Origin of the sequence: Microbispora sp. H10949, from assembly GCF_014161435.1 — a bacterium.
Classification (GTDB): Bacteria; Actinomycetota; Actinomycetes; order Streptosporangiales; family Streptosporangiaceae; genus Microbispora; species Microbispora triticiradicis.
The window spans coordinates 138495-150451 of the sequence record NZ_JABBWZ010000004.1; the positions used below are offsets into that span (position 1 = coordinate 138495).

Below are 11957 nucleotides of genomic sequence, written 5' to 3' on the forward strand. Positions count from 1 at the left end.
CCCTTCAGGGCTGAGCGACGCGGAGCAGGCGGCTCAGGAGTGGGCGGCGGCGAGGCGGCGGACCACGGCGAGAGCCGTACGCGCGCTCGCCGCGTCGTGGACCCGGAAGACCCGCGCGCCCTGCAGCGCGGAGACCGCGAGCGTGGCCAGGGTGCCGGCGTGCCGTTCTTCGACCGGGAGCCCGCCCAGCGCCTCGCCCACGAAGTCCTTGTTGGAGACGGCGACGAGCACCGGCCAGCCCGTGGCGGTCATCTCGCCGAGCCTCCTGCTGACCTCCAGCGAGTGCCAGGTGTTCTTGCCGAAGTCGTGGGCGGGGTCGATGAGGATCGCGTCGCGGCGGACCCCCGCCGCGACCGCCCGCTCCGCGAGAGCCGTCGTGTATGCGATCACGTCGGCCACCACGTCGCCGTACGCGATGCGGTGCGGCCGGGTGCGCGGCTCCACCCGCCCGGCGTGCGCGCACACCAGGCCGACGCCGTACGCCGCCGCGACCTCCGCGAGGCCGGGGTCCACGCCGCCCCAGGTGTCGTTGAGCAGGTCGGCCCCCGCCTCCGCGACGACCTTGGCGACCTCCGACCGCCAGGTGTCGACGCTGATGATCACTTCGGGGTGCCGCTCGCGTACCGCCGCGACGACGTCGGCCACCCGGCGGATCTCCTCGGCCGGGTCGACGTCCGTGCCGGGACCCGCCTTGACGCCGCCGATGTCCACGATGTCCGCCCCGTCCGCGATGAGGCGGGAGGCGGCGTCCACGGCGGCGGAGAAGGCATAGGTCGACCCCCTGTCGTAGAACGAGTCGGGAGTCCTGTTGACCACGGCCATCACCGCGAAGTCGCCGGGACCGAAGGCACGGCCGCGCAGGCGCAGTACGGATGGCGGGCCGGGCACCGCGGCGGGTTTCGGCGAGTTCGGCATCGCCGTCACCCTACTAAACCGGCGCCCCGGGTTCCGCTCCGGCGCCGGGCGGCGGAGGCACGGTCCACGCGCCCTCTGTTCGGAAAGAGTGGAACGATCCAAACAAAGGAAGAGGCGCGGTCACGCCGCCGAGCCGCCCTCGGCCAGGGCGAGGAAGTCCTGCGCCATCGCGGGCAGCCGCCGCCGCGCGTGCACCACGGCGATGATCTTACGCAGCGACGGGTCGAGTGAGCGGACCACCAGTCCGGCCCTGACCGCCTGCTCGGCCATGCCCCGGTACCACAGCAGCGAGGCCCGGCCCTCCCGTACGGCGCGGAGCCAGCCGCGGCGTTCGTCGGACTCGACGGCCGGGATCGGGCGCACCCCGTGTGTGGCGAAGATCTGGTCGAACTCCCTGCGGCGCGGGCTGCCGGGAGCGGGCAGCACCAGCCGCATGCCGTTCAGCCGCGTCACGGGGAGGGGATCGGGCAGGTCGAGGCCGGGCGGGGAGATCAGCACGATCTCCTGGCGTTCCAGGGGATGGCTCACCAGGTCGGTGGGCACCGGAAGGTCGGTCAGGCCGAGGTCGGCACGCTGTTCGCGGACCGCGCTGACCACCGCCTCCCGGCCCTCGCACCGCACGATCTGCACTCGTATCCCGGGGTGCTCGGCGGCGTACGCGGGCAACAGGCGCCCGGCGAGGCCGGGCTCCAGGCTCGGAGTGGACGCGATCCGTAACTCGGCCCCGGAGGAGTGGCCCTGGGTCGCGAACGCCTCGATCTCGGCCACCGCGTCGAGGGCCTCGCGAGCCAGCTTCACGACCCGGCGGCCCTGGGCCGTCACGACGACCCCACGGCCGGAACGCGCGAAAAGCGTCATTCCGAGTTCACGTTCCAGGTCGCGAATCGCGCGCGACAGAGCGGGCTGCGCGATATAGAGCGATCGGGCGGCATCGGTCATGGTGCGGTGCTCCGCAGTGGCGACCACGTAACGGAGCTGCTGCAGATTCATGCCAAAAACGCTAGGGCAGACGAGCCCGGCGATTCCGGAACATCGCAGAGATCACGTCGGCCGATTACGGATTGTGCCCGGTATCTGCTACATCCGTGATGGATGAGAAACGAGTATCCTTCTGCCCCAAATCCACGAAGGGGGCAAAGTCGTGGCGCAGCAGTACCCTCCCCAGCAGCCGCCCGGGGGGTCTTCTCCCTATTCAGGGCCGCCTTCGGGCCCGCCATCAGGGTCGCAACCGGAGGAATCGGCCGGTTGGACCCCCGGACCGGAATCCGGGGCACAAATCGGCGCGGGTTACCCGAACGGGGGTTGGACCGGGCCAACCGGAACGGGCGATTGGGACGGCCCGCAGCCCTACGGCATTCCCTTTCCGGAAAGCGGACGGCATCCGGAAGGCGGACAGGGCAACGGCATTCGCTATCCGGAAGGCGGACGGCATCAGGGTGTCGCCTATCCGCCGGGCGCCCATCCTCCGCCCGGCCCGTACGGCGGCCACCCGCAGGCCGCCCCATACGGCGGCCCGCCCCAGGGCGCCCCCTATCCACCCGTTCCGCAGCCCCCGGCCTCCGGCGGGTTTCCTCCGAACGGTTCTTTCCCGGCGCCTCCGCCGAACCCGGCCGCGTACGCCCCCGGGCGGAATCCGCAGGACCCGGCCGCGCACCCTTACGGTCAGGATCGGCAGGACCCGGCCGCGCACGCTTACGGTCAGGGTCGGCAGCCCTATGGGAACCCGCCCCCCATGCCGTCCTATCCGCAATCCCCGGCAGCACCTCCGCCGTCACCGACACAGAGCGCGGGCCACCATTTAGAGGGCCTGCCCCAGGGGACACAGCCCCAGGGAGCGCCGTCCCAGGGACAGCCCTACTACCCGGCGCCTCAGGGCGCGCCCTACCCAGCACCTGAGGGCGCGCCGTTCCAGGGAGCACCGCAGGCAGCGGCGTTCCCGGCCGCACCGCCGCAGGGACAACCGTTCCACGGGGCGCCGCCGCAACAAGCACCCTTCCAGGGGGCGCCGCCGCCCCAAGGAGCACCGTTCCAGGCAGCACCGCCCCAAGGCCCGCCGTTCCAGGCAGCACCACAACCCCAGCAGGTTCCCTTCCAGGCGGCGCCACCCCAAGGGGCACCCTTCCACGGGGCGCCGCCTCAGCAGGCACCCCCGCCTCCGCCGGGACCGCAATGGGCGCCGCAACCTCCGCCGCCTCCGCGCGGGCCCGCCGCCCCCTACCCGCCGCCCGCGTGGCGGCCGCCCCGTCGCCGGTCGTCCGGGGGAGCGGTGATCGTCGCGCTGATGGGCATGCTCGCGCTCGTGTTCGTGCTGGTCGTGGTCGCGAGCGCGATGGCGCGCGTCTCCCGCGCCGAGGACCCGGTCTCCCCGATCGCGCTGCCCACCTACAGCCTTCCCCCGCTCCCTTCGCGGGAGCCCCGGGAGGACGACACCGCGGCGCCGGCCAGGCCGTCCGCCAAGCCGACGTCCCAGGCCACGAGGCGTCCGACGACGCCCACGCTGAACCGTACGGCCAAGAGCAACAGTCTCTACCGCGCCGGTTCGCCGGCCAGGACGAACTGCCCGGCCGGCAACGCCAGCATCTACAACCACGCCCAGTTCAAGGCCCTGATCCTGAAGACGGGAAGGTGCATGGGCAACGCCTGGGCGCCGGCGCTCACCCGGGCGGGCATCCCCTGGACTCCCCCGCATTACATGATCGCGGCCCGGAAGGGCAGGGGCGCCTGCGGCGACTACCCCTCTCCGGGCAGCAACGTGCCCTACTACTGCCCGAGCAACAGCACGATCTACGCGTCCACCTCGGCGATGGCCCGGGAGTACGGCCCGCTCGGCTCCTGGAACGGGATCATCATCAGCATGATGGCCCACGAGTACGGACATCATCTCCAGAACGTGTCGGGCATCTCCGACTCCTGGTGGCAGCAGACGGTCAACTCGAGCTCCCGCAGCGGCAGGATGGCCCTCAGCCGGCGGCACGAACTGCAGGCGACCTGTTTCGGCGGCATGTTCATGCGGTCGGTCGCCGCGACCTATCCCATCGACGGCACCCGGCGCAACACGCTCCTGTGGGCCTACAGCCATCTGGGCGACCCGCCGGGAGGGCCGCGCGACCACGGGAACACGCGCAGCAACGCCGCCTGGTTCCGCCAGGGCTACACCCGGCCGATGGCCTACCAGTGCAACACCTGGGTAGTCGGCTCCGCGTCCGTCTCCTGACGGTCGACCCCGACTCCTATCTCCAGGTTTACGTCTACCTTGTCCGGATATGGTGGTTAGAATCCCTAGCCAAGCCACGGAGGAAAGAGCGGTGAGCCATGCGCGGCGGGGGTCCCGCTGACGCGGCCGGGGGTTCCCGGAAGCGTCGGCGCGAAGGTCAGCGTGGCGGGAACGGGGAGCGCGGCAAAACCCCCGGCCCGCCGCCTTCACGCGACGAGGCCACCGGCTCGTCGCGACGGCGCGAGGACTCCCGCGGCCCCTCGCGAGCGCGTGCCGAGGCCTCCGGCTCCTCTGCCGCCCCCGGCCCCTCGCCGGCACCCGGCGAAGCCCCTCACGGCTCCCCCGGGGCAGCGCACGAGGATCTTCACGACGCGACCATCCCCAGAAGGCTCCGGAACGAGGCCTTCCCAGGCTCCCCGCCGGGCCCTCCGTCAGGCTCCCAGGCGGCCCGGGCGGAGTCCCGGGACGACACGGTGCCAGGGACCCGGGACGAGTCCTCCGGAAGCCCTCAGGCCCCGGCAGAGCCCAGAGCTCCCAGACCCTACGGAGCCCCGGGCGGTTCCCACCCGGCCCCGAGGCCGCGCGGCGGAGCGCCGCGCTTCGGGCCGCCGCTGACCCCCGCCTCCCTCATCGGCTGGACCGCACTCTCGGCCTTCGTACCCGGCGCGGCGCACCTGCGGGCGGGCAAGCGCCGGACCGGGATCGCCCTGCTCGTGACGTTCGGCGCCGCCCTGGCCGCCCTGGCGGTCGTGGCCTGGCGGCTGGTGGGGAACGCGGGCGCGGTGGTGCGCCCCAGCACGCTCACCGCCATCATGGTGGGCGCGGCCGTCTGCGCGCTCGCCTGGTTCGCGCTGGTGGTCCTGTCCTTCGTGGCGCTCCGCCCGCAGCGGCTGTCGCAGACCGGGCAGGTGGTGGCGGGGATCGTCGCCGGCGTGCTGTGCGTGTCGGTGATGGCGCCGTTCGCGGTCACCGCGGGCTACATCAGGACCGCGAGCCAGACCCTCGACGCGGTGATGGCCCCGGTCGAGGGCACGACCCCCTCCCCCATCCGGGCCGAGGACCCCTGGGACGGCCGCAAGCGCGTCAACTTCCTGCTGGTCGGCGGGGACGCCGCGGGCAACCGGGTCGGGGTGCGCACCGACTCGATGACCGTGGCGAGCGTGAACGTCGCGACCGGCAACACCGTCCTGTTCAGCCTGCCGCGCAACCTGCAGTACGTCCGCTTCCCCGCGAGCAGTCCCCTGCACAAGGTGTTCCCCGACGGCTTCAACATCGAAGGAGAGGGCCTGCTCAACTCGGTCTGGTACTACGCCGACAACAACCCGCAGGTCATGGGGGGCAAGAACCGGGGCGCGCAGGCGCTGAAGGACGCCATCGGCTACACGCTCGGCCTGCACATCGACTACTACGCGATGGTCGACATGTTCGGCTTCGCGGCCATGATCGACGCCCTGGGCGGCCTCGACATCCGGGTCGAGCGGGACATCAAGTGGGGCGGCCACTTCGGCACGGCCGGGACCATCAGGGCCGGCTACCGGAGGCTGAGCGGCGAGGAGGTGCTCTGGTACGGCCGTTCCCGGGTCGACAGCGACGACTTCGCCCGGATGTCCCGCCAGCGGTGCGTCATCGGCGCGCTCGCCCAGCAGGCGACCCCGTCCAAGGTCCTCGCGAACTTCACCAGGATCGCCGCCGCGGCCCGCCACATGTTCCGCACCGACATCCCCCGCGACCTGCTGGAGCACCTCGTGCCGCTCGGCATGAAGGTGCGCAGCGCCAAGATCACCAGCCTCCAGTTCGTGCCGCCGCTCATTCACACCGGCAACCCGGACTGGGACAAGATCAGGGAGCTCACGAAGAAGGCGATCCGCGAGTCCATGGCCGACCAGGTTCCCATCGCGGCGACGGCCTCCCCCATGGTCACCGCCGGCGCCTCCGGCACGGCCTCCGCGTCCGCCTCCGGTTCGCCCGGCGCGTCCCCCTCGTCCGCCGTCTCGTCCACCCCGTCGCCGTCCCGTACGCCGATCGTGGCCGACGCGGGCGGCAGGAAGACCCCCACCCCGAACGACAAGGCCGCCAAGACCCTCGCGGAGCTGTGCGGCTTCTGACCGCGCCGCTGAGGATTTCCCGCGAAGCCATGGACGGCGCCGACGGTATGCAGCAGGGTTGTCACGTAACGTATCTACCCCGTCACGAAGTGGAACCGTCGTGCGCGTACTCATCCAGTTGCGTCCGTCCCCCGATGTGGTCGCCGCCGTCGCCGACCCGTCGGTCCCGTCCTCGGCCTCCGACGTGGCCGACGATCTGCCCGGGATCGTCATCGACCACTCGTACGCCCCGGTGGCCGTGCCCCATCCGATGCCCGCGGTCCCCGGCGGGGACCCGCTGTCGCTCAACCAGCCCCTGATCTTCTCCATGGCGCCGCAGGACGCCTCCGTCGTGGTCCGCGGGGAGATCGCCGACGACGAGCTGACCAGCAGGATCGCACTGCTGCCCGCGACCCGCCGCGACGTGGTCGCGGTGTACGCCGACCCGGCCATCGAGACCACGCTCACCTGCGCAGGCGACCCTCCCGTGGGCGACTGGCACGACGTCGAGCGGCTGCTGTGCCTGCCCGATCTCGCGGCCGAGGGCCTGGACGGCTCCGGCGTCCCCCTCGCGGTCATCGACACGGGCATCAACGCGGCGTACGTCTCCGCGGCGCGCGGCCGGGAGGTCACCGTCGATCACGAACGCAGCTGGAACCCCAAGAGCGTCTCCGGAACGCCGGGGGACTTCGCGGTCGACCACGGTTCGATGTGCGCCTTCGACGCGCTCATCGCCGCGCCGAAGGCGTCTCTCGTCGACGTGCCCGTGCTGCTGTCGCGGCGGCAGGGCGGTTCGACGCTCGACGGCCTGCTGTCCGACGCGATCGCCGCGTACGCGCACCTGCGCGAGGTCCTCGACGCCCAGCCGGCCGAGTCCCGGGCGCTCGTCGTGACCAACAGCTGGGGGTCGTTCTCGCCGCGCTGGGACTTCCCGCCCGGCCATCCCGGCAACTACTCCGACAACCCCGCCCATCCGTTCAACCTGATCGTGGGCAGCCTGGCCGAGGCGGGGGCGGACATCCTGTTCGCCGCGGGCAACTGCGGCACCCAGTGCCGCGACAGCAGGTGCGCCTACCCGGACCGGCCCATCGTCGGGGCCAACTCCCACCCGCGTGCCCTGTCCATCGGCGGGATCGACACGGGCGGGACGCGCGTCGGCTACTCCTCCCAGGGCCCCGGGCGGCTGGCCGCGCGCAAGCCGGATCTGTGCGCCTACACCCACTTCACCGGTTCCCGCGCGCTCGGCGACACCGAGCCCGACTCCGGCACCTCGGCGGCCTGCCCTGTCGCGGCGGGGCTGGTCGCCGCCGTCCGCACCCGGTGGCCGTCGTCCACGCTCTCGCCGGCCCAGCTCAGGACCCTGCTGCGGCGGACGGCCGACGACCGCAGTGCCGTAGGGTATGACCACGACTACGGGTACGGCGTGGTCGACGCCGCCGGCGTCATCGCCGCGCTGCGCCGCCGGGCGGCCAAGGCCGCCTGAGAGCCGCCGCGTGGCCCCGGCCGGGCGGCGTCGTACACGACAGGGGAAGGCGGACCCGTGGCCGATGTGCTGATCACCGTGCGACTGCCCGCACCCGCGACCCTGGAGTCGGCCATGCGGCATCTCGACCTCGCCGAGGACGAGGTCGACACCGCGTACGGGCTGGTGCCGGTCGACCCCCGCAGGAACCTGTACGTCCTGCGGGTGACGGAGAGCGCGGGACGGCGCGTGGGCGACACCGGCGCCGGACCGCGCGGCGGGGACCGTCCGCGTGCGGACGGCGGGCCGTACTCCGATCCGCCGATCGAGCCGTACGGCCCGCCGCGATGACCGGCACCATCTGGATCGTGTCGGGGCCGCCGGGGGCGGGCAAGTCGACGGTCTGCGATCTGCTGCTGGCCCGCCTCGACCCGGTCCCCGCCCTGCTCGACAAGGACACGATGTACGGCGGCTTCGTCGGGGCGACCCTCGCCGCGTACGGCAGGCCGCCGGGCGAGCGCGAAGGGCCGTGGTACGACGAGCACGTCAAGCGGTTCGAGTACGACGGCATGACGGCGACCGCCCGGGAGATCCGCTCCCACGGCTGCCCGGTCATGCTGGGCGGTCCGTTCACCTCCCAGGTGCACGACGCGGCGCGCTGGCACGCGTGGGTGGAGGCCCTGGGCGGCCCGGAGGTGCGCCTTCTCTGGATCCGCTCCGACGGCCCCACGCTGCGCGAGCGGCTGGTGCGCCGGGGTCTCGCCAGGGACGGGCAGAAACTGGAGAGGTTCGCCGACTACCTGCGCGCCATCCGGGTCGACGAACCGCCCGCCGTGCCGTACGACGAGATCGACAACCGCCTCGGCGCGCCCCCGCTGGAGGCCCAGATCGACCGGCTCCTGGTGAGCAGGTAAGCGGCGTCCTCACCCGTTCCCGAGCGGCGCTCCGGGTGCCGGCGGTGCGTCACGCGTCAGCGGTGATCGTTCCGGGGACGGCTTGGAACGCCTGGATCACGAGCGCGGCGAAGCGCCTGGACGCCGCGATCCGGACGGCCTCCGACGTCGCGTGGATGCCCCGGTGGGCGGAGAGCATGAGGATCAGGTCGTCCAGGACGAAGTCGGCGCGCAGGTGACCGGTCTTCTTGGCGCGGCGGGCGAGTCCGGCGATCGCGTTCAGCGTGCGTTCACGGCCCGCCGCGAGATCCACCTGACCGGGATAGGCCGCCATGAAGGCCTCGGTGAAGCCTCGGTTGCGTGCGTGCAGGTCACAGATCTTCTCGACGACGAGGCGGAAGCCGCGCCACGCGTCCGGGTCGGCACTCCCCTCGTCGACGATGGCGTGGCAGGCGCGCATCTCGTCCTCGAACGCCTCGGTGACCAGCGTCTGCTTCGTCGGGAAACGGCGATACAGGGTGGCGGGGCCGACTCCGGCGCGCCGGGCGATCTCCCGCATCGGGACGTCCAGGCCTTCGGCGGCGAACAGCGCGCGAGCCGCGCCGAGGATGCGCTCACGGTTGTCCAGGGCGTCGGAACGCAGGATGTGAGGCGGAGGGTCGGTCACCGCTCTCACTTTAGTCAAGTGGACGGCGGCGTCCGTTACGGTCCGAGAGCACGGACGCCGCCGCGCGTCGTGGAGCATTCCCAGCATCCGGCCGGTAACGGCCCATCCCAGAAGATGGAGACGACAGTGTTGGCAGTCGCGATCCGGGAGTTCGGAAGTCCAGAAGGCCTGGCGCTCATCGACCAGACGGCCCCGGCTCCCGCCGCCGGGCAGGTGCTGATCGCCACGGAGGCGATCGGCGTCGGCGGCGTCGACGCCCTGATCCGGAGTGGCGCCCTGGCCGCCTACGGCTTCGAGAAGGGCCACATCCCCGGCAGTGAGGTGGCGGGCGCCGTGGTCGCCGTGGGCGACGACGTCGACGCCTCGTGGATCGGCCGGCGGGTGTGGGCGTTCACCGGGCTGGGCGGCGGCTACGCCGAACAGGCGATCGCCTCGGTCGAGGAGATCGTCCCCCTCCCCGCCGGCCTGTCCGCCGTCGACGCGGTGACGCTCGGCAGCTCCGGTGTGGTGGCCCACTTCGGCCTCTCCCATGCCCGCTTCGCGCCCGGCGAGTCGGTGCTGGTGCGCGGCGCGGCCGGCAGCATCGGGATCGCGACGGTCCAGCTCGCGGCGCGCGGCGGCGCCGGCGCGGTGGCCGTCACGACCTCGTCGCTCCAGCGCGGCGAGCGCCTGCGCGCGCTCGGCGCGACCCACGTGCTGGACCGCTCCGGCGACGGCGGCAGGCACGCTGCTCCCGCCGGCTACGACGTCGTCGTCGACGTCGTAGCCGGCCCGGACCTGCCCTCCTTCCTCGCCATGCTCAACCCGAACGGCCGCATGGTCGTCGTCGGCGCCGTCGGAGGGCAGCCGCCCGCGGACTTCGGCACGACGATGATGGCGGCGTTCCGGAAGTCGACGTCCTTCGCCACCTTCAGCGCCGACACCGTGGCCGCACCCGAGCGGCGGGCCGTGCGGACCGGGCAGTTCGCCGCCGCGAGCCGCGGCGAGCTGCGCACGGTGGTGCACGAGGTGCTGCCGCTGGAACAGGCCGTGTCGGCGCACTACAAGATGGACGCCGGCGAGGTGTTCGGCAGGATCGTCCTCACCCCGTAGTCCTCACCGTGTAGTCCACGCGTCGCAGGTCACACGATCTCGTGGCCGTACGCGGCGGCGAGGGGCCCCAGGTCGGGGACGCCGAAGACCGCGCGCATCGACGCGAACACGTCGGCCTTGTCCTCGCCGTACCGGCGGACATGGGCCGCGTAGGCGTCGGCCGTGACGAATCTCGGCGGGTCGGTCTTGCTGTGGAACTTGTCCGCGAACATCACGAGCTCTTCCTCGGCCGACTCCGCGAGGTAGTCGCGGGGCGGCAGCGGCAGCCCCTGTCGCAGCACGTCCTCCCGGCTGATCCCCACACCGGTGTGGTGGGAGCAGAACCGGCACAGGCTCTCGGGCAGGCCCTCCGCGCGGAGCAGCTCGTGACCGAGGATCCCGTGGCGCACGTAACCCGCGTGGTCGAGCCGTCCGTCCCCGTCGTAGAGCCGGTAGACGCCGATGTCGTGCAGGAGGCTTCCGGCCCGCACCAGCTCGGCGTCGACGTCGAGCCCGGCGCGGCCGGCCAGTCGCAGGGCGATCGCGCAGACGATCTCGCAGTGCGTGTGGACGAGGTCGAACGCCTCCTCCGAGGGCGCGTGTCTCTCGTGCAGCGCACGGATCTCAGCGTCCGTCGGAAGCCGCATGCGCGGAGTCTAGCAACCGACGATCATGAGCCCTGAGACCCCTCCTCAGGAGGGGACGCGGTCGGTGATGGCCTGACGCAGGCCCTGGATCTCCGCGCGCAGGGCGGCCATCTCGGCCAGCACCTCGACGTCCTCCCGGCGCTCGGCTCGGCGTTCCTCCTGGCTCTCCTCCTCCATCGCGCTGACCACGACCGCGATGAAGAGGTTGAGCACGACGAAGGTGCAGACCAGCACGAACACGACGAAGTAGACCCAGGCCGAGGGGTGGGTGTCCATGACCTCGCGGTTGATGTCCGACCAGCCGTCCCCGGTCATGACCTGGAACAGGGTGAACAGCGAGGTCGGCAGGTCGCCGAAGTATTCGGGTGCGGAGGCGCCGTACAGCTTGGTGCCCATGACCGCGGCGACGTACAACACGAGGCCGAGCAGGACCACGATCGAGGTCATCCCGGGGATGGCGGTGAGCAGCGCGGAGACCACCCGCCGCAGCGACGGCACCACCGAGATCAGCCGCAGCGCCCGCAGCACGCGCAGGGCCCGGAGCACCGACAGCCCGCCCGCCGTGGGAAGGAACGAAACGCCGATGATCAGGGTGTCGAAGACGTTCCAGGGGTCGCGGAGGAAGCGCCATCGGTAGACGTAGGCCTTGGCGAGGATCTCCGCGACGAAGACGTAGAGCGCGGCGTGGTCGGCGACGTGCAGGGCCGTGCCGTAGCGGGCGACCGCCTCGGCAGAGGTCTCGACGCCCAGCGTGGCCGCGTTGATCAGGATCACCACGGTGATCGCCTGCTGGAACCGCGGCGACTCGATCACCCGGCGGACACGTTCACGCACGAAGGACTCCTGGGGGAGGGAAGATCGCCACAGAGCCTAGTGCCACCGGCCGACATCTCCGTCTCCGCGCGGCACGCCCGGGCCGGGCCGCTTTCGTGGTCACGTCCCGGTGCCGGTGCGCGGCGTACGGAAGAGCTCGGCGGCCACGATGAAGGTCACGTCCACGCATG

11 protein-coding genes are annotated in these 11957 nt (G+C 72.3%); 6 read left to right on the plus strand and 5 right to left on the minus strand.

The window, feature by feature from the left end:
• Positions 1-33: 33 nt before the first annotated feature.
• Both folP and HHX40_RS11090 read right to left on the minus strand, forming a co-directional pair.
• Positions 34-915 carry a dihydropteroate synthase gene (gene folP, locus HHX40_RS11085; RefSeq protein ID WP_182880489.1) on the minus strand — a complete coding sequence of 294 codons (882 nt, stop codon included), beginning with the start codon at positions 913-915 and terminating at the stop codon, positions 34-36.
• Positions 916-1035: 120 nt separating this feature from the next.
• Positions 1036-1905 carry a LysR family transcriptional regulator gene (locus HHX40_RS11090; protein WP_111697233.1) on the minus strand — a complete coding sequence of 290 codons (870 nt, stop codon included), beginning with the start codon at positions 1903-1905 and terminating at the stop codon, positions 1036-1038.
• A gap of 1276 nt (positions 1906-3181) precedes the next feature.
• On the opposite strand from HHX40_RS11090, the gene HHX40_RS36490 reads away from it, so the two are divergent.
• From HHX40_RS36490 to HHX40_RS11115, 5 genes are all read left to right on the plus strand, one after another.
• The gene (locus HHX40_RS36490; RefSeq protein WP_310738032.1) at positions 3182-4129 is read left to right on the plus strand and encodes a neutral zinc metallopeptidase; all 948 of its coding nucleotides are present in this window, start codon (positions 3182-3184) and stop codon (positions 4127-4129) included.
• A 473-nt stretch (positions 4130-4602) separates the two neighbouring features.
• Entirely contained in the window at positions 4603-6234 is a 1632-nt protein-coding gene (locus HHX40_RS37620) for an LCP family protein (RefSeq protein WP_182880491.1), read from the plus strand.
• A 100-nt stretch (positions 6235-6334) separates the two neighbouring features.
• Positions 6335-7696 (plus strand): S8 family peptidase, encoded by a 1362-nt coding sequence (locus HHX40_RS11105; RefSeq protein WP_182880492.1) that lies wholly within the window; start codon positions 6335-6337, stop codon positions 7694-7696.
• Between the two features lie 57 nt (positions 7697-7753).
• A complete protein-coding gene (locus HHX40_RS11110; RefSeq protein ID WP_307801173.1) occupies positions 7754-8026 on the plus strand; it encodes a hypothetical protein in 273 nt (90 codons plus the stop codon).
• Positions 8023-8589 (plus strand): AAA family ATPase, encoded by a 567-nt coding sequence (locus tag HHX40_RS11115; RefSeq protein WP_182880493.1) that lies wholly within the window; start codon positions 8023-8025, stop codon positions 8587-8589. The genes HHX40_RS11110 and HHX40_RS11115 overlap by 4 nt, the downstream gene beginning before the upstream one ends.
• Before the next feature lie 49 nt (positions 8590-8638).
• Here HHX40_RS11115 and HHX40_RS11120 read toward each other — a convergent pair whose 3' ends face one another.
• On the minus strand, positions 8639-9235 hold the full coding sequence (locus HHX40_RS11120) for a helix-turn-helix domain-containing protein (RefSeq protein ID WP_310738033.1): 597 nt from the start codon (positions 9233-9235) through the stop codon (positions 8639-8641).
• Positions 9236-9361: 126 nt separating this feature from the next.
• On the opposite strand from HHX40_RS11120, the gene HHX40_RS11125 reads away from it, so the two are divergent.
• Complete coding sequence (locus tag HHX40_RS11125) at positions 9362-10327, plus strand: zinc-binding dehydrogenase (protein ID WP_182880494.1); 966 nt, start codon at positions 9362-9364, stop codon at positions 10325-10327.
• A gap of 29 nt (positions 10328-10356) precedes the next feature.
• Here the strand turns inward: HHX40_RS11125 and HHX40_RS11130 are convergent, their stop codons facing one another.
• Both HHX40_RS11130 and HHX40_RS11135 read right to left on the minus strand, forming a co-directional pair.
• The gene (locus HHX40_RS11130) at positions 10357-10953 is read right to left on the minus strand and encodes an HD domain-containing protein (protein WP_182880495.1); all 597 of its coding nucleotides are present in this window, start codon (positions 10951-10953) and stop codon (positions 10357-10359) included.
• Positions 10954-10998: 45 nt separating this feature from the next.
• Positions 10999-11787 (minus strand): ion transporter, encoded by a 789-nt coding sequence (locus HHX40_RS11135; protein WP_182880496.1) that lies wholly within the window; start codon positions 11785-11787, stop codon positions 10999-11001.
• Positions 11788-11957: the final 170 nt, after the last annotated feature.

Bases quoted from the DNA above. Each gene is read 5' to 3' on its own strand.
- folP (WP_182880489.1), bottom strand. From the start codon at position 915: ATGCCGAACTCGCCGAAACCCGCCGCGGTGCCCGGCCCGCCATCCGTA.
- HHX40_RS11090 (WP_111697233.1), bottom strand. From the start codon at position 1,905: ATGAATCTGCAGCAGCTCCGTTACGTGGTCGCCACTGCGGAGCACCGC.
- HHX40_RS11115 (WP_182880493.1), top strand. From the start codon at position 8,023: ATGACCGGCACCATCTGGATCGTGTCGGGGCCGCCGGGGGCGGGCAAG.
- HHX40_RS11130 (WP_182880495.1), bottom strand. From the start codon at position 10,953: ATGCGGCTTCCGACGGACGCTGAGATCCGTGCGCTGCACGAGAGACAC.